General features: G+C 71.8%; 20 protein-coding genes. 7 read left to right on the top strand and 13 right to left on the bottom strand.

What is annotated here, in order from left to right; all coding sequences use genetic code 11:
• Positions 1-86 precede the first annotated feature (86 nt).
• Positions 87-2,561, top strand: a complete 2,475-nt coding sequence (locus OG802_RS32545; protein WP_329416374.1) for a carbohydrate binding domain-containing protein — start codon at positions 87-89, stop codon at positions 2,559-2,561.
• Between the two features lie 259 nt (positions 2,562-2,820).
• Positions 2,821-4,146: an alpha-L-fucosidase gene (locus OG802_RS32540; RefSeq protein WP_329416373.1), complete on the top strand. Its 1,326-nt coding sequence runs from the start codon at positions 2,821-2,823 to the stop codon at positions 4,144-4,146.
• A gap of 260 nt (positions 4,147-4,406) precedes the next feature.
• Here the strand turns inward: OG802_RS32540 and OG802_RS32535 are convergent, their stop codons facing one another.
• From OG802_RS32535 to OG802_RS32480, 12 genes are all read right to left on the bottom strand, one after another.
• Complete coding sequence (locus OG802_RS32535; protein ID WP_329416372.1) at positions 4,407-5,264, bottom strand: beta-glucanase; 858 nt, start codon at positions 5,262-5,264, stop codon at positions 4,407-4,409.
• A 281-nt stretch (positions 5,265-5,545) separates the two neighbouring features.
• Positions 5,546-6,163, bottom strand: coding sequence for a TOPRIM nucleotidyl transferase/hydrolase domain-containing protein (locus OG802_RS32530; RefSeq protein ID WP_329416371.1), 618 nt, complete (start codon positions 6,161-6,163; stop codon positions 5,546-5,548).
• Positions 6,164-6,276: 113 nt separating this feature from the next.
• Positions 6,277-6,798, bottom strand: coding sequence for a GtrA family protein (locus tag OG802_RS32525; RefSeq protein WP_329416370.1), 522 nt, complete (start codon positions 6,796-6,798; stop codon positions 6,277-6,279).
• 497 nt (positions 6,799-7,295) lie between these two features.
• A complete protein-coding gene (locus OG802_RS32520) occupies positions 7,296-7,499 on the bottom strand; it encodes a cold-shock protein (protein WP_037622929.1) in 204 nt (67 codons plus the stop codon).
• A gap of 409 nt (positions 7,500-7,908) precedes the next feature.
• On the bottom strand, positions 7,909-8,262 hold the full coding sequence (locus OG802_RS32515; protein WP_329416369.1) for a VOC family protein: 354 nt from the start codon (positions 8,260-8,262) through the stop codon (positions 7,909-7,911).
• Between the two features lie 35 nt (positions 8,263-8,297).
• Entirely contained in the window at positions 8,298-8,504 is a 207-nt protein-coding gene (locus tag OG802_RS32510; RefSeq protein WP_329416368.1) for a hypothetical protein, read from the bottom strand.
• A 14-nt stretch (positions 8,505-8,518) separates the two neighbouring features.
• The gene (locus tag OG802_RS32505; protein WP_329416367.1) at positions 8,519-9,103 is read right to left on the bottom strand and encodes an ArsR/SmtB family transcription factor; all 585 of its coding nucleotides are present in this window, start codon (positions 9,101-9,103) and stop codon (positions 8,519-8,521) included.
• Between the two features lie 95 nt (positions 9,104-9,198).
• Positions 9,199-9,513 (bottom strand): hypothetical protein, encoded by a 315-nt coding sequence (locus OG802_RS32500; protein WP_329417585.1) that lies wholly within the window; start codon positions 9,511-9,513, stop codon positions 9,199-9,201.
• Positions 9,514-9,687: 174 nt separating this feature from the next.
• Positions 9,688-10,407: a helix-turn-helix transcriptional regulator gene (locus OG802_RS32495; protein ID WP_329416365.1), complete on the bottom strand. Its 720-nt coding sequence runs from the start codon at positions 10,405-10,407 to the stop codon at positions 9,688-9,690.
• Between the two features lie 16 nt (positions 10,408-10,423).
• Positions 10,424-11,353 (bottom strand): alpha/beta hydrolase, encoded by a 930-nt coding sequence (locus OG802_RS32490; protein ID WP_329416363.1) that lies wholly within the window; start codon positions 11,351-11,353, stop codon positions 10,424-10,426.
• Between the two features lie 139 nt (positions 11,354-11,492).
• Positions 11,493-11,795 (bottom strand): putative quinol monooxygenase, encoded by a 303-nt coding sequence (locus tag OG802_RS32485; RefSeq protein WP_329416361.1) that lies wholly within the window; start codon positions 11,793-11,795, stop codon positions 11,493-11,495.
• Positions 11,796-12,022: 227 nt separating this feature from the next.
• A complete protein-coding gene (locus OG802_RS32480; protein ID WP_329416360.1) occupies positions 12,023-12,985 on the bottom strand; it encodes a carbohydrate kinase family protein in 963 nt (320 codons plus the stop codon).
• A 258-nt stretch (positions 12,986-13,243) separates the two neighbouring features.
• Here OG802_RS32480 and OG802_RS32475 point away from each other — a divergent pair, with 258 nt between their 5' ends.
• The 5 genes from OG802_RS32475 (at position 13,244) to OG802_RS32455 (ending at position 18,215) form a co-directional block, all read left to right on the top strand.
• Positions 13,244-14,260: a sugar ABC transporter substrate-binding protein gene (locus tag OG802_RS32475; protein ID WP_329416359.1), complete on the top strand. Its 1,017-nt coding sequence runs from the start codon at positions 13,244-13,246 to the stop codon at positions 14,258-14,260.
• Positions 14,261-14,412: 152 nt separating this feature from the next.
• The gene (locus OG802_RS32470) at positions 14,413-15,408 is read left to right on the top strand and encodes an ABC transporter permease (RefSeq protein WP_329416357.1); all 996 of its coding nucleotides are present in this window, start codon (positions 14,413-14,415) and stop codon (positions 15,406-15,408) included.
• Complete coding sequence (locus OG802_RS32465; RefSeq protein WP_329416355.1) at positions 15,405-16,241, top strand: ATP-binding cassette domain-containing protein; 837 nt, start codon at positions 15,405-15,407, stop codon at positions 16,239-16,241. Before OG802_RS32470 ends, OG802_RS32465 begins: the two co-directional genes overlap by 4 nt.
• A gap of 75 nt (positions 16,242-16,316) precedes the next feature.
• Positions 16,317-17,348: a LacI family DNA-binding transcriptional regulator gene (locus OG802_RS32460; protein ID WP_329416353.1), complete on the top strand. Its 1,032-nt coding sequence runs from the start codon at positions 16,317-16,319 to the stop codon at positions 17,346-17,348.
• A gap of 444 nt (positions 17,349-17,792) precedes the next feature.
• The gene (locus OG802_RS32455) at positions 17,793-18,215 is read left to right on the top strand and encodes a VOC family protein (RefSeq protein WP_329416350.1); all 423 of its coding nucleotides are present in this window, start codon (positions 17,793-17,795) and stop codon (positions 18,213-18,215) included.
• Positions 18,216-18,346: 131 nt separating this feature from the next.
• Here the strand turns inward: OG802_RS32455 and OG802_RS32450 are convergent, their stop codons facing one another.
• Complete coding sequence (locus OG802_RS32450; RefSeq protein WP_329416348.1) at positions 18,347-19,219, bottom strand: peptidoglycan-binding domain-containing protein; 873 nt, start codon at positions 19,217-19,219, stop codon at positions 18,347-18,349.
• Positions 19,220-19,553 lie beyond the last annotated feature (334 nt).

Here is a 19,553-nt window from a genome sequence, read left to right as displayed (position 1 = left end):
CGCTTCGGCCGACCCGCCCGGTGCAAGAAGCCCCGCGTCGCATCCCGCGGCGCGCAGGACACACCCACCCAGCAAGGAGCGTCGCAATGAAGCGTCGCAGATCGGACCGCCCAGGCCTCAGGGCGTCCCGCGTCCTCACCCTGCTCGCCACGCTGGCGGGCGCCCTCCTCCTCCCGGCACCTGCCGCCATGGCGGCAGGCAGCACCTACTACGTCAACTGCTCGGCCGCGACGAACGGCAACGGCACCCAGGCCAGCCCCTGGAACTCCGTCGCCGGCGTCAACAACGCCACCTTCGGCGCGGGCGACACCATCCTGTTCGCCGCCGGTACCACGTGTACCGGTCAGCTCAGTCCGCAGGGATCGGGAGCCTCCGGCAGTCCCGTCACCATGGGTGCGTACGGCACCGGCAGCAAGCCGGTCATCAACGCGAACGGCGCCACGGGCCCCGTCATCCACCTGCTCAACCAGCAGTACTGGGAGATCGGCGGCCTGGAACTCACCAACGCGGCCTCCTCACCCGCCTACCGCTCCGGCGTCCTCGCCGAGAACAGCTCCGGCGGCGTCCTGCATCACATCCGGGTGCACGACATGAACATCCACCACATCAGCGGCTACTCGGGCGGCTGGTACGCCACCAACGCGGGCGTCGGCGTCCAGACCGACCACACCACCCCCGTCTCCACCTGGGACGACGTGGTGGTCGACAACAACACCTTCGACCACGTCGACCGCATCGCCGTCGCCGTCACCCCGGACGGGGACGGCCAGGGCACCGGCCAGACCACGGGCACGGTCATCCGTGACAACACGATGACCTACGACGGCGCGGACGACATCCTCGTCGTCAAGAACGACGGCGCCGTCATCGACGGCAACAAGGCCGGCTACGGCGGCGCGAAGCACACCTGCCCGCCCTCCGGGCAGTACTGCAACGGCGCCTCCGCCGGCATCTGGATGTCCGGCAGCAACGACACCGTCGTCCAGAACAACGAGGTCTACTGCCACGTCAACGGCGCCGACGGCACCGGTTACGACGTGGACTGGGGCAACCACAACACCACGTTCCAGTACAACTACAGCCACCAGAACCTCGGCGGCTTCATGCTGATCATGCCGCCGTTCTCGATCGCCAACGAGCCCACCTCGACCGTCCCCAGTGACGGCACGGTGATCCGCTACAACATCAGCGAGAACGACGGCACGAACGCGGGCTGCCCCGCCTCGGGCACCCCGACCCACGGCACGGGCGTCTTCCACTTCGTGGGCAACATCCCGAACAGGAGCGGCAGTCCGGTCGCCGTCCCGCTCGTCTACAACAACAGCATCTACGTCAGCAAGAGCGGCCTGAACACGCCGATCCTGTACTCGCGCCGGGGCACCGGCGTCACCGGCACCCTCTCCTTCCGCAACAACGCGGTGTTCAACTACGGCACCGGCGGCTACTTCACCACCAGCGCCGGATCCGCCTACTCCAACAACCTCTTCTACGGCACCCACCCGTCCTCCGAGCCGGCCGACTCGGCGAAGGTCGTCAGCGACCCCGAGTTCCGCAACCCCGGCAACGCGGACACCTCCTCCTCGTTCACCGGCACGGATGCCTACCAGGTCCACCCCTCGTCCCCGGTGATCCGGGCCGGGGCGGTCATCAGCAACAACGGTGGCAAGGACGCCTTCGGCAACACCGTCTCCGCCACGGCCGCGCCCAACATCGGCGCCTACAACGGCACCGGCGGCAACCTCGTCGCCAACGCCGGTTTCGAGACCGGCGCGATGAGCCCGTGGACCAACAGCGGCGCCGCCCCCTCGGTCACCTCCTCGGACCCCCGCACCGGCGGGTACGCCCTGACGACCCAGGCCAGCGGCAGCGGCGCCAACCAGAACCTGACCGGGCTGACCCCCAACACCACCTACCTGCTCACCGGCTGGGCCAAGGTGGCGAACGCCGGGGAGACTCTCGCCATAGGCGTCAAGAACTACGGCGGCACCGAGACCTTCACCAACATCGCCACAACCTCGTACTCCGAGGCCGCCGTTCTGTTCACCACCGGCTCCACCAACACCACGGCCACGTTGTACTGCTGGAAGAACTCCGGCGGCACCGCTGCAGGGAACTGCGACGACATCGCGGTGGAACGCGTGTCCACCCCCGCAAACCTCCTGACGAACGCCGGCTTCGAGACGGGCTCGCTCAGCCCGTGGACCCTCAGCGGCAGCGGATCCTCCGTGGTCACCTCGAACGCCCGCACCGGCACTCACTCCCTGCAGACCGGAGCCTCCAGCAGCGGCGTGGACCAGGCCACCGGCGGTCTGTCGTCCAGCGCCACCTACCTGCTGACCGGCTGGGCCAAGGCCGCAGGCGGCAGCGAGCAGGTCGCCGTCGGCGTGAAGAACTTCGGCGGCACCGAAAGCTTCTCGAAGACCACCGGTACCGCCTACGCCCAGCAGCCGATCTTCCTCACCACGGGAAGCGGCAACACCTCCGCCACCGTCTACTGCTACAAGAACTCCGGCACCTCCGCCGGATACTGCGACGACTACACGCTGATCAAACTCTCCTGACCGCCACCGGCACACCAGGAAAGAACACCCCCTCCCTCAGGCGGGCCGGCTCGCCCGGCCCGCCCGAGGGCTCCTCGGCCACAGGGCCTCCCAGACGCTGTCGAGGACTGCTTGCTGAAGGGGGAGCACCGCGAGGTTCGCACACACCGCAATACCTTCCGACCTGTCGATTTCCCAGGTCGCCGCATCCGGCGCCCTCCTCGCCCCCAGTGTTCACGGTTCCTCGCGTGACACATGCGATGTAGCGGGAGTTTCAAGCATGAACGAGTTCCCTCTGAGCGGTCGGCCGGTCCCTGAGTGGTTCACCGACGCCAAATTCGGCATCTTCATCCACTGGGGCGCGTACTCGGTGCCGGCCTGGGCCGAGCCCATCGGCGCCCTCGGCGACGTCGACCCCGATGTGTGGTTCAAGCACAACCCGTACGCCGAGTGGTACTGGAGCACCATCCAGATCGAGGGCAGCCCCGCCCAGGAACACCATCGCACCATGCACGGCGGACGCCCCTACGACGAGTTCCTCGACGAGTGGAAGGCCGAGCTCTTCGACCCCGCGGACTGGGTGGAGCTGTTCGCCCGGGCGGGTGCGCGCTACGTCGTCCCCACGACCAAGCACCACGACGGCATAGCCCTGTGGGACGCCCCGGGCACCGGTACCCGCAACACCGTCCATCGCGGTCCACGCCGAGACCTGATCGCCGACCTCGCCGACGCCGTCCGGGCCCGCGACCTGCGGTTCGGCGTGTACTACTCCGGCGGCATCGACTGGTACGCCGGACGCCGGGACCCCGTTCTCCACGAGGACCGGATGGACGAGGGGAGGCCCCATGAGGCCGCCTACGCCGCCTACGCGCACCGGCAGGTCCTCGACCTGATCGAGCGGTATCACCCCGCGGTGCTGTGGAACGACATGGGCTGGCCCCGAGCGGGCCGGGCCGAACTGCCGGAGCTGTTCTCGCACTACTACGCCACCGTGCCGGAAGGAGTGGTGAACGACCGCTGGGACAGCGCCCACGCCGACTACCTCACCAGCGAGTACGAGCTGGACCGGGCCAACGAGCGGGCAGCCTGCTGGGAGAACACCCGGGGAATCGGATTCTCCTTCGGCTACAACCAAGTGGAAAGCGCCGAGCACATGCTGGATCCGGCATGCGCCGTCCGCCTGCTGGTCGACGTCGTCTCACGCGGCGGGAACCTGCTGCTCAACGTCGGCCCGAAGGCCGACGGCACCCTCCCGCAGGAGCAATGCGCCGTTCTGGAGGGCATGGCGTCCTGGATGGCCTGCCACTCCGAGGCCGTGCACGCCACCAGGCCACTTGAACCAGGTTCCGCCGACCCGCAGGACGGCGGCCCCTGGGTGCGTTGGACCCGCGACGAGCGCCACGTCTACGCCTTCGTGGCCGACGTTCCTGACGGGGCCGGCGGGCATATGGTGCTGAAGGTGCGTCCGGGCCTGCTGGATCCGCATACGGCAGAACGTCTGGACGGCCAACCCGGCAAGGCCGAATCGGGACCGGAGGGCGTCCACGTCACGTCCGGCGGTCTCGACACGCCGCTGCCCACCGCGATCCGCTTCGCCGCGCGGTGACCGACCGCTGACCCGGTCGTTCGCCGGGCGTGGGCCACTTCTGGCTGGACGCCCGCGAACCCGACCTGAGCCCGGAGGCCGCCGAACGCGCCGTCTACGCGGCCGGCCCGGCAGCCGCGAGGTCGCGAACCTCTACCCCCTGCTGCGTGACCGGCCTCCCCGCGGAGCGCAACGGGGCGATCGCCTTCGACAACCGGATCCGCGTCGACGAACTCACCTCTCGCACCCCCCCGTTGGAAGACGCGTTCATGCAACTTCGGTCAAGCCCCGCTCTCGACCTCGGTCCCCCGGGCCTGTGGCTCATGGGCCTCGGGCTCATGGGCCTCGGGCTCATGGGACTCGGGCTCATGGGACTCGGGCTCATGGGACTCGGGCTCATGGGACTCGGGCTCGTCGGCGTCCGTGTCCGCGAGTGCGGCGGGGCGTCTCACGACGAGGCTCTGGACCTCGTACGACATCTCCTTGACGTGGGGCGCCGGCGGCGGATGGTAACGGCCCGCGCAGACCGACAGGTTGACGATGAGATAGGCGTGCCAGGACCGTCCGACGCCCTGGCGGTCGGCGAACACCTGGCGGCCGTTCACCCACCAGACCACGGACCGCGAGCCGAACCGGACGCGCAGATCGACCTGCCCGCCCGGACGGACGGACGGGTCGCGGTAGTAGGAGTTGCCGCCGCGGACGTGGTTGGTCAGCTCCAGCAGGTCGGGGTTGTCGGGGTGGTACTCGAAGACGTCGATCTCCTGGCCGCCGTCCCGCCAGGTCCAGATGGCCGGCCACGCCCCGGCCTCGCGGGGTAGGCGCACCCGCGCCTCCAGCACGTCTCCCGTGCGGACCGTGAACCCCTCCTCGCTGCCTTCCGTGGTGAGCAGGCCCGTGTCCCACAGGCCGTCCTTGCGCAGAGTGGCGCGGAAGGTTCCCGCGCGGCTGTAGGCGGGGTCCGCCGTCAGGTGATCCAGTTTGTTGTCGCCGGGGTTGACGGGTCCGCCGTCGGGATAGGCCCACGAACGCCCCGCCACCCACTGCCGGGTGGACGCGAAGTCCGCTGTGAAGACGACCTCGGGACCGGGTCCGATCCCCTCTGCCGACGGTGTTCCGTCGTGTACGGGATTGTCCATGAGCGGAGGCTGCTCCGCATATGACCTCGGCATGCGGAGGCCGGGGGAACCGGAGGGAAGGACAACTCTCACGGGTGAACGAACGGCGGGGAAAGGCCCGTTGGACCCCGGCGCGCACGGCCCGTGGCCCCGGTACACGGCTCACGAGCTGGGCGCACGGCCCGTGGACCGGTGCGCCGTCCCGGCCGTCCTCACCCACGGACGGGTCCCCGTCACCCGGCGGGAGCGGGGCGCGGGAGGCTCGGGGCGTGAGAGAGGCGGGCGGGCGAGGGGCCGGGAGGTCACAGGCCGGCGAACAGGTCCTCCAGCGGGGCGGGCGCCCGGCCGGGGGCGAGGGCCTCCACCAGGACCCGTCCGTACCGGATCTTGCGCCCCTTCTTCGTGCCCATGAAGCGTCGCAACTGCTGCTCCCGCGGCCTGCCGTGCTGGGCCGGCTGCCGTACGAAGGTCCGCCAGGCGCGCAGTTCGTCCTCCGCCTCGACGATCCCCTCGACGCGTGCGGCGCCCAGCGCGCGGATGAGTTCGTCCTCCAGGTCCGCCGTGCACACGTGCACCCGCGGCCGCGGCGTCCAGGACGGGTCGAGGGCCCGGTCGAAGAAGGGCTTCTCACGCTCGTCGCACAGGCCGATCAGCCGCAGCCCGAGGCCGGGCGGTCCCAGGATGCGGGCGTGGCGGCCGACGCTCATCGCCCCGCCCATCGGCATCACGCACACCCCTTCGGCCGCCAGATCCCTGCCCCGCACCGCCGCCAGCGCCTCGACGGCCGCGAGGTCGCTGAGCCCTTCCACCAGGACCGCGGTGCGCACTCCCAGCCGTCCGGCCAGCTCCGCCGCCCGCCCGCCGGGACCGCCGCCCGCCCAGGCCGCGACCTCGTCCCGGAACGTACACATGTCGGCCATGCCGCGAGTCTGCTACGTCCACGGGCGGCCGCGCACGCGATATTCGGTAGCGCGGGCGATGTCCGACGGCGCACGCCCGCGGGGCCGCTGCGACGACCGCCCCGGCGGACCGGTCAGGCCGCGGGGCAGAGCGCCGCACGGTCGGTGAGGGCCGCCGCGGTGCGGTCGGCGGGCACGGGCGACGGCGCGTGGGCGGCGGCCGCCTCCTGCGAGCGGCCGCGCGCGAAGACGACCAGCCGCAGGACCGCGAACCGTGCGACCCCGGCGAGCGCGGAGGCGGACAGGTACACGGCCTGTTCGCACAGCGCGCCGGGCGAGTCCACCGAGGCCCGCAGCGTGATCATCGCCATCGAGGTCAGCGCGTACGCGGCCGCCGCGGAACCCGCCGACTGAGTGTGCTGGCGCCAGGTCGCCGGCCCGCCCGCGCCGAAGGTGAAGCGCGCGTGGAGGTCCGTGGCGACGAGGGTCGAACCGGCGGTGACGACGGCGTTGGCCAGGGTCCAGGGAACCTGGGAGGCGAGGGCGGCCACGGCGAAGCTGGAGGCCACTCCCACTCCCCCGCCGCACAGCACGAAGCGGGCAAAGGCCATGAGTCTGCCGGGCGCCGCCCGTCGCCCTTCGCGCACTCCGTGCATGACCCCGCCCCTCCGACCGCCCCCCTTGCGGATCCAGGCCTCCCCCCGCTCGGCGAGGCGCACCGGTCCACAGTTTCCGACGAAGGAAACGCTACGGCCGGTCCGGATCTCCGACAACCGATTTATCACCCGCGACACCCGAAAGCCCGGATACGGATGGCGATTTCGCTGCCCTGACCCGTCGACCGCCGCGACGCCCACCGCATGCAACGTTGCAATGAATGGAGTCGTTCAGGCGGTCCGTCCGCTGAACCCGCGGGCCTACGGCGTTGCCTTCGGCTTCGGCTTCGGCGTCGGTATCCGCGTCGAACTCACCCTGTCCGCGCGGCATTTCAGCCCGCTCGACGGGCATACCCGCGGCCGTGCGACGGTCGCGTCGGCGAGGGGTCCTGCGGACGCCGGACGGCGCGCGGGGGCAGAACACTGGGGGCCGGAACGCGCGTCGGGCCCCGGAGCGCAAGCGACGCAAGCGCTCCGGGGCCCGACAGGGTTCGAGATCAGGCAGGCGTGATGTTCTCCGCCTGCGGGCCCTTCTGGCCCTGCGTGATGTCGAAGGTGACCGCCTGGCCCTCCTGGAGCTCACGGAAGCCGGTGGCGTTGATGTTGGAGTAGTGGGCGAAGACGTCCGGTCCGCCGCCGTCCTGGGCGATGAAGCCGAAGCCCTTTTCGGCGTTGAACCACTTCACGGTTCCGCTGGCCATGCTGGTGCCTCCCAGTTGTTAGTCGGGAACCGCACCGCGCGGCCCCGGAGGTGATCGCCCTGGTCCGGCACTGCACAGCAAAACGCCCACGCGAGGGCGCGGGCAGGTACTGCGAACCACGACAGCTGACGACGACGCTACACGGCGAGAGCGGCCCCCACCAGAGAGCAACGGGCATGATCCGCCGCCTGTGCGACACGGGAGTGCCCGGGAGGACCAGACATGCACGGTTCCGCCCGCTCGCGGGCACATGGGAGGTGGCTCCGTTACGGAGGGATATGTCCGGCCGACGGGACGGACGCGCGCTCCCCGCCCGTCCCGCACATCCCTCCGCCGTCACCCGATCGGCGGCCGCCCGCCCATCACCGGTGCGGGTGACGGGGTTTCCGGCCGGCCTCGGCGGCGGGGATCAGGCGGGTTGCCACAGCTCGACCCGGTTGCCTTCGGGATCCGTGACCCAGCCGAACCGGCCGACCCCCTCCAGCTCCTGTGTCTCCTCCTCCACCGCCGCGCCCTTGCCGCGCAGCTGGGCGAGCATCGCGTCGAGATCGCGGACGCGGAAGTTGAGCATGGTCCCCTGGGCGCGGTCTCCGAAGTAGTCGGTCCCGGACTCGAACGTCGCGAACACCGTCGGTCCGGGTTCCTGGGTCCACACGCCGTTGTCGTCGGCGTCCAGACCGAGGCAGTCGCGGTACCACGCGCCGAGCGCGGCGGGGTCCGCCGCCCGCAGGAAATGTCCACCGATTCCCAGCACTCGTTCCATGCCGTCATCCTGCCAGGACGGCGGCCGGGCCGGGGTCAGGAGACGGCGGGGCTCGTGCGGGGCGGGGCGGCCAGTCGCAGGCCGACCTCGACGAGGGTCCAGCCGAGCCGGGTCCGCACGGCCCCGGAGGTGCGGAGGGCGTCGGCGCGCCGGGCGGCGGCGGCGAGACGGTGGGCGTCGGCTTCCGCCCGGAGTGCGGCGGCGCGGACGTGGTGCAGGGCGAGATGGGTCTCGGGGTGCATCGGACGAAGGCCTCTCATTCCGTGGGCAGGGGAAACGTACGGGTCTGGATGCGCACCCGGGCGGCGCCGGGGTCGTCCTCGTCGAGCGCGCGGTCGCGGTAGGTCTCGACGAGCGCGTGCATCTTCTCGACCAGTTCCTCGGTGAGTTCGGGCGTCAGCCTGAGCGTCGCGCTGCTCATGTCCCAGGTGCGGTGCCATTCCCGCGGCCAGGCGTGCCGGTTGCCGAGCCAGGTCGACAGGTCGCGGGCCTGGGTGGTCGCAACCTCGTGGAGGTAGGTGTCGGCGGCGCCGCGCACCTCCGGGTTGACGTCGGTCAGCAGGGCGTCGTCGAAGCGCAGCCCCTGGTGGGCGGCCCGCCACCAGCGCTCCCTGCCCTTGCCCCGCTCCGGGGCGTCCTCGATGAAGCCGTGGGCGGCGAGCTGGCGCAGGTGGTAGCTGGTCGCCCCGCTCGACTCGCCCAGTTTCTCCGCCAGTCGGGAGGCGGTGGCCGGGCCGTCGAAGCGCAGGGCGTCCAGCAGCCGCATGCGCAGCGGGTGGGCGAGCCCGCGCAACGAGCGGGCGTCGAGACTGCGGACATCCGGGTCCTGGGGCTCGTTCATGGCGATGACGCTACTCATGCAAAGAACCCGTTGCAACCTCTTCTTTGCAACGGGTTCTTTGCATGATTCGGATCAGGCGGGCTCAGGCGGCGAGGTCAGGCGGCGGGGTCCAGGAGACGGAGCAGGACGGCGGCCTCGGCGCGCAGCCGTGCGGCTCGCTCGGCGTGCGCCGGGGCGGTCAACCGGGCCGCGGCGTCCAGCCGTTCGGCGATCTCGGCGCGCACGATGTCCCGCACCTCACCCTCGCTCAGCTCACGCCGGGCCGCCTCGGTGGCGCCCACGCCGAGCGGCGACAGTTCCAGGGCAGTACCGGCCTGCTTCGCTTCGTCCACGGGCACGGCCTCCGCGTTGTCCAGCGCCGCGAGGGTCGTGCGGAGCGCGCTCACCGCGCTCCTGTCACGCGCGCGCATCGCTTCGGGCAGGGCTTGTCGCATGAGGACGTGTAGGGACATGCCGGGACCCTACGGTCGCGCCCCCGGCCCCACAACGGGATATCCGCGCACCCGGGAAGCGCACACTGCGGCATACCCGCGACGGGACATCACCGCGGGGGGCGGGCCCCGTCGTCGGTGCGGAGCCTGTCGTCAGGGCTGCGGGGCGAGCGGCGTCAGGGCGGGCGGCCGCATCGCCGCGGCGGCGGCCGAACCCCGCAGCAGCGCGGACAGGTCGTGGGAGGACGCCCGTTCACCGGTGGGGGCCGCCGCCGTGATCCGGTCCAGCCGGAAGCCGCGCCCCGCGCGACGGGTCCGGCACCACGCGATGAGGTACCAGCGGCCGTCGGCGGTCAGCAGCCCCGCCGGTTCCACGACGCGCTCGCTCTCCCGTCCCGCCGCGTCGGTGTACGACAGACGCAGGGCCGTGTTGCCGTCGAGCGCCTTTTCCACCGCGGTGCGGATCGCGTCGTCGTCCGGCGCGGGGACGGCGACGATCCGTGCGGCGAGTTCCCTGGCCGCCGCGGCGGCGGGGCCGGCCATCGCGGCCGTGATCTTCTGGGCGGCCGTCCGGGCCGCGCCCGCGTACGGAGTGCGGACGTCGGCCGCGGCGAGCGCGGCGGTCAGGGCGGCGGCCTCCTCGACGGTCAGGCGGACCGGGGGCAGGGTCATCGCCGGGTCGATCGTCCAGCCGCCGCCCCGGCCCGGCTGAACGCGCAGCGGGGCCCCGCTCTCCATCAGCGCCTGGAGGTCACGTTGCACGGTACGGGCGGCGACCTCGAACCGCGCGGCGAGCGCCGCGACCGTCAGCGGACGCGGCGCCGCGGCGCGCAGCTCCTCCACCAGCGCGTACAGCCGGGCAGTGCGGTTCATGCGCCCGACGCTACCCTCACGCCGTGGCCAAGAAGGTTTCCTGGCGGCGCAGTTCCCGCCGGGTGACGGTCAGGGGGAACAGGGTGAAGCCGTGCATCGCGCCCGCCACGACACCGAGCCGGACGGGGGCCCCGGCCGCCTGCCAGCGTTGCGCGAGGAAGAGCGAGTCGTCGAGCAGCGGGTCCTCGGTGCCCACCACGATCCGGGCGGGCGGCAGGCCGCGCAGGTCCGCGAACAGCGGCGAGACGTCCGGCGAGCGGCGCTCCTCCGCCGTCGTCCCCGGTGTGAACCGCTCGTAGCTGACGCGCAGGCTCTCGGTGTCGGTCAGCGTGGGTCTGGAGCCGAACAAGCGCTGGCTGGGCGTCATCGACAGGTCGTAGGGCCCGAAGAGCAGGTGGGCCGCCCGGAACGCGCCGGTCATGGCGTGCCGGTCGCGCAGGCGCAGCAGGGTGACGACGCTCAGGTGCGCCCCGGCCGATTCGCCGCCGATCAGCAGCCGCCGGGTGCCGAACTCGGCCTCGGCGTGCGTCACGAGCCAGCGGGCGGCCGCTTCGCAGTCGTCGGGGCCCGCGGGGTAGGGGTGTTCCGGCGCGAGCCGGTAGTCGACGCTCACCACGGCCAGGTTCGCCTGCTCGGCGAGCCGCCACAGTCTCTCGTCCTGTCCGTCGGCGGAGCCGAACGCCCAGCCGCCTCCGTGCAGGTGGAGGTAGACGCCGTCGACGCGTCCGGGGACGAACACCCGCACGGGCACGCCGTCGACGACGCGGGTGCGCCCCTGGGGGAGTCGCACCGGCGGGGTGCCGCCGCCGAGCCGGTTGCGCCGCAGCAGGGCCAGTGCGGCGGCGTCGGGCGCGGGTCCGCGTGGGGGGCGGTTCGCGGCGGCGGCCGCGAACTCCTCGTTGAAGGCCAGGGTTTCGGTCAGACAGTCCTCGTCGGTGATCGTCATGCGGCGACCCTCGCAGCCGTCCGCGACACCGTCCTGTCACCCTTTTCCTGTGAGCCACCCCACACCCGCGTCTCCCCGCCGTCAGACGGCCGCGGTCAGGGAGTCGCCTAGTCAGGGAACCGTGGCCAGAGGGCCTTGGTCAGGGGGCTGTGGTCACGGGGTTCAGGAAGGTCAGCACGGAGGCGTCCTCCTCGATCAGCGGGCCGAGGGCGGCGTTGAACGGAGCGCCGTACGGAGCGTTCAGATGTGCCTGGAAGGCGTCCTCGTCCCGGTACACCTCGAAGACCCAGAAGGCGCGGGGGGCGGCCTGCCTGGTGTAGACGTCGAAGACGACGTTGCCCTCCTCCTCGCGCACCTTCTCGGCGTACTCGCCGATGAGACGGGCGACCTCGTCCCGTGCTCCCTCGCGGGCGGTAAACTCGGCGAGCAGGGTCTTGTTCATGGTGTCGTGTCCTTGCTGGTGGAGGGCGGGTCCGCGGGGGACGCGGACCGCAGGCCGGGCAGGTGACGCGTCGCGGCCGGCGATGTCGTCGCCGACGTGTGTCATCGATGACATCGACGGGCCCCGATCATGAGCGCAGTGCCGCGCAGGAGTCAACGGTGCGCGGGAGCCGACGGTGCGCGGGAGCCGACGGTGCGCGGGCCCCTCGGTGCGGTCCGCGCGGGCCGTCAGACGCCGGCGGCGGGCTCGAGCTGTTCCAGCTGGTCCGGCCAGGGCGGGTTGGGGCCGGCGACCGAGCAGGTCAGGGCCGCGACCCGGGCGCCGAACCGGCAGGCCGCCTCGACGTCGTCGGGACCGAGGCCGTCCAGCCGGCCGCCGAGGTGGCCGTGGGCGCCGAGGTGGTGGAGCAGTCCCGCGGTGAAGGAGTCCCCCGCGCCGACCGTGTCGACGACTCGCGCGGGCACGGCGGGCACCCGCACCCGTGCGCCGTCGAGCGAGGCCAGGGCGCCGCCGGAGCCCAGGGTGATCACGACGAGCCGTGCCCCCGCGGCATGCCACAGGTCGCACGCCTTCTCGGGTGCGACGCCGGGCAGCAGGAGCTCCAGGTCGTCGGCGCTCAGGCGCAGCACGTCGGCGAGGGCGCACCAGCGGGCCAGCCGGGCGCGATAGGCGTCGGGGCGCACCAGCAGCGGCCGGACGTTGGGGTCGATGCTGACGGTGGCGCTCGGGGCCGCCGCCGCCAGGAACTCCTCCACCGCCGCCCCGCCGGGCTCGCGGATCAGGGCCAGCGAGCCGGTGTGCACGCAGGCCGTGCCGGACAGTTCGGCCCGCGCCAGTTCCGCCGGGGTCCACTGCCAGTCGGCCGTGTTCTGCGCGTGGAAGGAGTAGGCGGCCTGCCCGGCGGGGTCCAGTTCGGCCACGGCCAGCGTGCTGGGCTCCTCCGCGTCGACGGCGTACGACAGGTCGACGCCGGACGCCTCCAGGTGGGCCCGGAACAGGCGGCCGAAGACGTCCCCGGACAGCCGCGCCAGGAAGCGGGCCGGCGTGCCGAGCCGGGCCAGGGCCACTGCCGTGTTCGCGGGTCCGCCGCCGGGCAGCACCCGCAGGGCGAGTTCGTTCGCGGCGGGCGCCGCTTCGGTGAAGGCGTCCGCGACGCACTCTCCCACCACGGTGATCTGACGCGGGTTCATGGGCTGCTCTCTCTCGAAAGGGCTCGGAAAGACCGGGCGGGAGGCGGTGCGGAGACGACGCCCCTGACCGGCTGCGCGGAGGCGGCGGCTCGGACGTTGCCGATTCGTGACGAGTGGAAGGCATTGACGTTGCCGGGATCCGGAGTCCATCATCCTCGCCAGGCAGTGTCAACGATGACATAAGTCAACGATGACACCCGCTGACGGCACGCACCCCTTTCCAGCCCCGTGCCGCCCGCTATCCCACAGGAGTCGATCATGTCTCGCACCACTCGCCTGTCCTCCTCCCTCCTCAGAGCAGCCGCGGTCACGGGCGTCGCGGCCCTCACCCTCACGGCCTGCGGGTCCGGCTCCGGCTCGGGCTCCTCCGGTTCCGGCTCGGGCAGCGTGAAGGTCGGTCTGATCACCAAGACCGACACCAACCCGTTCTTCGTGAAGATGAAGGAGGGCGCGGAGAAGGCCGCCAAGGAGAACGGGGCGGAACTGTCCACCGCCGCGGGCAAGTTCGACGGGGACAACGCCGGTCAGGTCACCGCCATCGAGAACATGGTCGCCGCCGGGGTCAAGGGCATCCTGATCACCCCGAGCGACTCGAAGGCGATCGTGCCGGCGATCCAGAAGGCCCGCGCCAAGGGCGTCCTGGTCATCGCGCTGGACACCCCGACCGAGCCGCAGAGCGCCGTCGACGCCCTGTTCGCCACCGACAACCTCAAGGCCGGCGAACTGATCGGCGAGTACGCCAAGGCCGCCATGAAGGGCAAGGCGGCGAAGATAGCCGCCCTCGACCTGGCCCCCGGCGTCTCCGTCGGCGTCCAGCGGCACGACGGCTTCCTCAAGGGCTTCGGCGCCACCGACAAGGACGTGGTGTGCGCCCAGGACACCGGCGGCGACCAGGCCAAGGGCCAGACCGCGATGGAGAACTGTCTGCAGAAGTCGCCCGGCATCAACGTCGTCTACACCATCAACGAGCCGGCGGCGCTCGGCGCGTACACCGCGCTGAAGGCCAAGGGCCGGGAGAAGGACGTGCTGATCGTCTCCGTGGACGGCGGCTGCACCGGCACCCAAGCCGTCAAGGACGGCAAGATCGCCGCGACCTCGCAGCAGTACCCGCTGAAGATGGCGGCCGAGGGCGTCAAGGCCGTCGTGACGTACGCCAAGGACGGCACGAAGGCGTCCGGCTACACCGACACCGGCGTCACGCTGATCACCGACAAGGCACAGGCCGGGGTCACCTCGAAGGACACCGGCTACGGCCTGGAGAACTGCTGGGGCTGAGCCCCGCCAGGACCGCACGACACCGTCACTCCCCCGGGCGGGACGGCCGGCCCGCCTCGCCGGGCGGGGACGGCCGCCGCTCCTGTCCCGGCGGCGGGGGCCCCGGCCCCCGTCCTTCGCCCAGGACATCTGTCTTCCGACAAGGACTTCGCATGACAGCCACGACCACGCCGTACTCGGAGCTCAAAGCGCCGACCGCGGCCCGCAGACTGCTCACGGCGCCGACCACCGGACCCCTGGCCGCCCTCCTGCTGGCCTGCGCCTTCTTCTCCTTCTCGACCGACCAGTTCCTGACCGGCGGGAACTTCTCACTGATCGTGCAGCAGGTCATGGTCGTGGGCACCCTCGCCATCGGGCAGACCCTGATCATCCTCACGGCGGGGATCGACCTGTCGTGCGGGGCGGTGATGGCCTTCGGCAGCATCGTGATCGCCAAGGCGGCGGCCGAGGGATCCGTCCCCCCGCTCGTGGCGATCGCGCTCGGCCTCGGCGTCTGCGGCGGATTCGGACTGCTCAACGGGCTGCTCGTGCAGAAGATCCCGCTGCCGCCGTTCATCGTGACCCTCGGCATGCTCAACGTCGCGTTCGCGCTGACCCACATCTACTCCGCCGAGCAGACGGTCACCAGCCTGCCCGGCCCGCTGACCGCGCTCGGCGAGACCTTCCCGATGGGGCACACGGACATCACCTACGGGTCCCTGGTCACCATCGCCCTCTTCCTCCTCCTCGCCTACGCGCTGAGCAGCACCGGCTGGGGCCGGCACGTCTACGCCCTCGGCAACAGCGCCGAGGCCGCCCGGCTCAACGGCATCCGCACCTCCCGCCTCACCATCGGCGTCTACACCGTGGCCGGCCTCCTGTACGGCGTCGCCGCCCTGCTGCTCATCTCCCGCACCGGGGTCGGCGACCCGCAGGCCGGGCAGACCGACAACCTCGACAGCATCACCGCCGTCGTGCTCGGCGGCACCAGCCTCTTCGGCGGGCGGGGCTCGGTCCTGGGCACCTTCATAGGCGTCCTCATCGTGGGCGTGTTCCGCAACGGCCTGCAACTGATGGGCGTCGCCTCCATCTACCAGACCCTGATCACCGGCATCCTGGTCATCCTCGCGGTGACCGTCGACCAGATCTCCCGGAAGAAGTCCCGATGAGCGCCCCCTCCTCCCCCACGCCCGTGCTCCAGGCCCGCGGCCTGGTCAAGCGGTACGGACACGTCACCGCGATCGACGGCGCCGACTTCGACCTGATGCCCGGCGAGGTCCTCGCCGTCATCGGCGACAACGGCGCCGGCAAGACCAGCCTCATCAAGGCCCTCACCGGCGCGGTGACCCCCGACGCCGGCGAGATACGCCTCAACGGCGAGCCCATCTCCTTCTCCGGCCCGCAGAGCGCCCGCGCGCACGGCATCGAGACGGTCTACCAGGACCTCGCCGTCGCCGCCTCCATGGACATCGCCTCGAACATGTTCCTCGGACGCGAACTGCGCCGGCCGGGCGTCCTCGGCACCGTCTTCCGCATGCTCGACAAGAAGCGCATGCGCCAGGAGGCGGCGGAGCACATGGCCGACCTCAAGATCGGCCTGCGCTCGCTGACCCAGTCCGTGGAGACGCTCTCCGGCGGACAGCGCCAGGCCGTCGCGGTCGCCCGCTCCGTCGCCTGGGCGCGCTCCGTCGTCGTGATGGACGAACCCACCGCGGCCCTCGGCGTGAAGGAGTCCGGCCAGGTCCTGGACCTCATCCGCCGCGTCCGCGACAAGGGCATGCCGGTGGTGCTCATCAGCCACAACATGCCGCACGTCTTCGAGATCGCGGACCGGATCCACGTCCACCGGCTGGGCCGGCGCGCCGCCGTCATCAAGCCGTCGGACCACTCCATGGCCGAGGTCGTCGCCATCATGACCGGCGCTCTCACCGTCGACGCGGCCGGAGATACTGTCGTAGCGGATTCCGAGGCCGCCAAGGCCGCCGGAGTCCAGGCCACCTGACAGCTCGACCCGCTCTCGCAGTTTCCGGCCGAGGCCGCGGCCGGAACCGAGAGCCCTCAGGAGACGGTTTCCTCCATGGCAGCGAACCGCCGCCCCACCCTGGCCGACGTCGCCCGTGAAGTGGGCGTCAGCGCCAAGACGGTCTCCCGGGTCCTCAACGAGGACGGACCCGCCTCCGCCCGGACCAGGGAGCAGGTACTGGCCGCCGTGGCCAAGCTCGGCTTCCAGCCGAACCTCATGGCCCGCAACATCCGCGTCGGCGGCCCGGACACCACGATCGGCCTGGTCATCCCCGACCTCGCCAACCCCTTCTTCGGGGCCGTCGCGCGTTCCATCGAGGACACCGTCCGCGAACGCGGACTGACCCTGCTCATGGGCTCCTCCGCGGACGAGCCCGACCGTGAACGCGCCCTCACCGACAAGTTCCTGGCCCGGCGCGTCAGCATCCTCCTCGTGGTGCCGTCCGTCGGCGCCGACCACTCCCACCTCAAGTCCCACCGCACGGCGGGCCTGCCCGTCGTCTTCCTCGACCGGCCCGGCGTCGGATTCGCCACCGACAGCATCGTCAGCTCCAACCGCGCCGGAGCCCACGACGGCGTCGCCCACCTCGTCGCACACGGCCACCGGCGCATCGGCTTCGTCGGCGACCTGCCCCCGAAGCTGTACACCCGCCGGGAACGCCTCGCCGGCTACCGCTCGGCACTCCAGGCAGCCGGCCTCCCCCACGACAGGGCGCTCGTCACCAACGCCCACGACCAGCGCGGCGCCGAGGACGCGACCGCCCGGCTCCTCTCCCTGGCCGATCCGCCGACGGCCCTCTTCGCCGGCAACAACATCATGGCGCTCGGCATAGTGGCCGAACTCGCCCGCAGCGGACGCAAGGACGTCGCCGTCGTCGCCTTCGACGACGTCGCACTCGCCGAGGCCCTCGAACCGGCGCTCACCGTCGTCGCACAGGACCCGGAGGAACTCGGCACAGCGGCGGCGACCATCGCGCTGGCCCGGCTGGACGGCGACCGCTCCCGGGCCCGCACCGTCACCGTCCCCACCCGGCTGATCGTCCGCGGATCGGGCGAACTCCCGGCCCCGATCATGCAGTTGGCCTGACAGACCAGGGGGGGCCGGGCTCTCCGGGTCCGGTCCCGAATCCCGGTCCCGGTCCCGCTCCGGGTCCGGGTCCGGGTCCGGGTCCGAGCGCACGGCCGGCGCCGACCGGGACCCCCCGCGTGCCGGGGAAGCCTGCCGTCTCAGCGCGTGTGCAGGACCCGAAACGGTCGGGGCGCGCCGGATCCCGGTCGACGAGGGCGAGGAGCAGTAGGAGGCCGTCACACCGCCGTTGTCGAGCAGGGGAGGTGTTGCCCCGGCCCGTGACGGTCATTAAGGTCGGCCGGGTGACTGCCGGGTCGGCCATGTGCCACGCACGAGTGAGGTTCCCGGCCTCGGCGTGAGCGCGAGGCGGGCGAGGAGCCCGCCGCCGTCTTCGTGTCCTTGCTCCCGGCGCCCGTGCGCGGCGCCCCGTCCAGCAAATCCACGACCGGAGACACCCCACCGATGCCACACGCCCAAGCCCAGCCCCACGCCACGCCGTCCGTCGCCGTCCAGTTGAACCACACCGCCGTGTACGCCCGCGACCGGCGGCTGTCCGCCGAGTTCATCGCCGTTGTCCTGGGCCTCGAAGTCGGAGCCCCCTTCGGGCCGTTCCTGCCCGTCGACCTCGGCAACGGCGTCACGCTCGACTACTACGAGAAGCGCGACGAGCCGATCCAGTCGCAGCACTACGCCTTCCTGGTCCCCGACGAGCGGTTCGACGCCGTGATCGCGCGGCTGGAAGCGGTCGGAGTCACCTACCACGCGGATCCCGGCCACACCGAACCGGGCCGGATCAACCGGCTGTTCGGCGGCCGCGGCGCCTACTTCGCCGATCCCTCCGGCCACAACATGGAGGTCATCACCCGGCCCTACGCCCGCCCGTGAGCGCGGTCGTCGTCGAGCGCCGACGCACGACGCTCGAAGGCGCTCGACGGCGACTCCGGTCAGCCGGTCCGCGGGTCCGCGGGTCCGCCGCACGACGCGAGGCCGGCGACATCGTCGTCGCGTCGCCGGGATCAGACGACGATGAATCCGAGGCCCGCGAGCCGGCCGGCCAGGCTGCCGACCGTGTCCGGGTCGTCGAAGGCGCCCGTCTCGGCGAGGCCGTTCGCCGACTGGAACTCCCTCACCTTGCCCTGGGTGCGGGGACCGTCGAAGCCGTCCTGGCTCAGGGGCCTGAACCCCAGCGCGAGAAGCGCGCCCTGGACGCCGAAGACGTCGGAGAGGCTCAGGGCGAGCTGCTCGACGGGCAGCCCCTGGGTCTCCACCGTGTCGGCCAGCAGGAAGTGCGCGCGGTCGAGCTTGTTGCGGATGACGATCGTGCCGACGTCCGGGGTGAAGTGGCTTTCGTCGGCGGCGCCGACCCAGTTGCGCTCGGCAACGTGCCCCTGGAACTTGGGGAAGTGGAATGCCGGGCCGAGTGCCCAGCACATGCTCAGGGTGGCGAGCTGCGCGTTGGCCGGCCACGAGCCGAAGTCGGCGAACTCCGGGCGCGACGTCAGCACGGCCTCCATCTCGTCCAGTTTCTCGAAGACGTGCCGGTCGATCTCCTCGTCCTCGACATGAAGGCTCGTCAGGGGCGGTTGGAAGGCGAGGTGTCCGGAGGCCGCCAGCTCCAGATGCGACTTCACGGTGTCCCATTCGGCGGCGATCTCGTCGGGGCCGGCCTCGGTGTCCGTGCCGTTGACCAGCCAGCGCAGCCGGCCCGCGGAGGCGAGCGAGGCGGCCCGTTCCTCCGCGGTGGGGGCGGAGTTGTCCCTTCGCGTCTCGTCGATCTTGTTGCCGATGCCGGTGCTCACGTACCCCTTGGTGTCCTGGTACATGAAGTGGACGCGCCCCTCGAGCGGGTCGTTGAAGCTGATCCAGTAGTCGCGAATGCTCTGGTGCATGGTGGCGTCTTCCGCGTGGCGGCGAGAGTGGGGGGAGCGCGGGGCGCCGTCCGGCGTGGCGCGGCCCGACGCGCTCGGCTTCGCAGGATCCGCAGCCTCCGAGAGACCCTGCCCGCACCAGTCTCCGACGGGCACACCCGCCGTGCAACTCCCCACTCCCCCGCCCCTGGGCGGCTCCCCGCCCATACGCGAACGCCACCGCCCGGCGCGCCGGGCGCGCCGGACGGATGGCCGCTGACGGCCGACGACGCGACGCTGACGGCCGATGACGGCACGGTGACGCGGCGCTGACGGCGCATCCCTAACGTCGGTGGAGGCGGGCGCCGGCATCGGT

The sequence above is a fragment of the Streptomyces sp. NBC_00704 genome (assembly GCF_036226605.1).
Taxonomy (GTDB): Bacteria; Actinomycetota; Actinomycetes; order Streptomycetales; family Streptomycetaceae; genus Streptomyces.
Note: the sequence above shows the minus strand (reverse complement) of the source record. Positions and strands in the feature narration are given on the sequence as shown.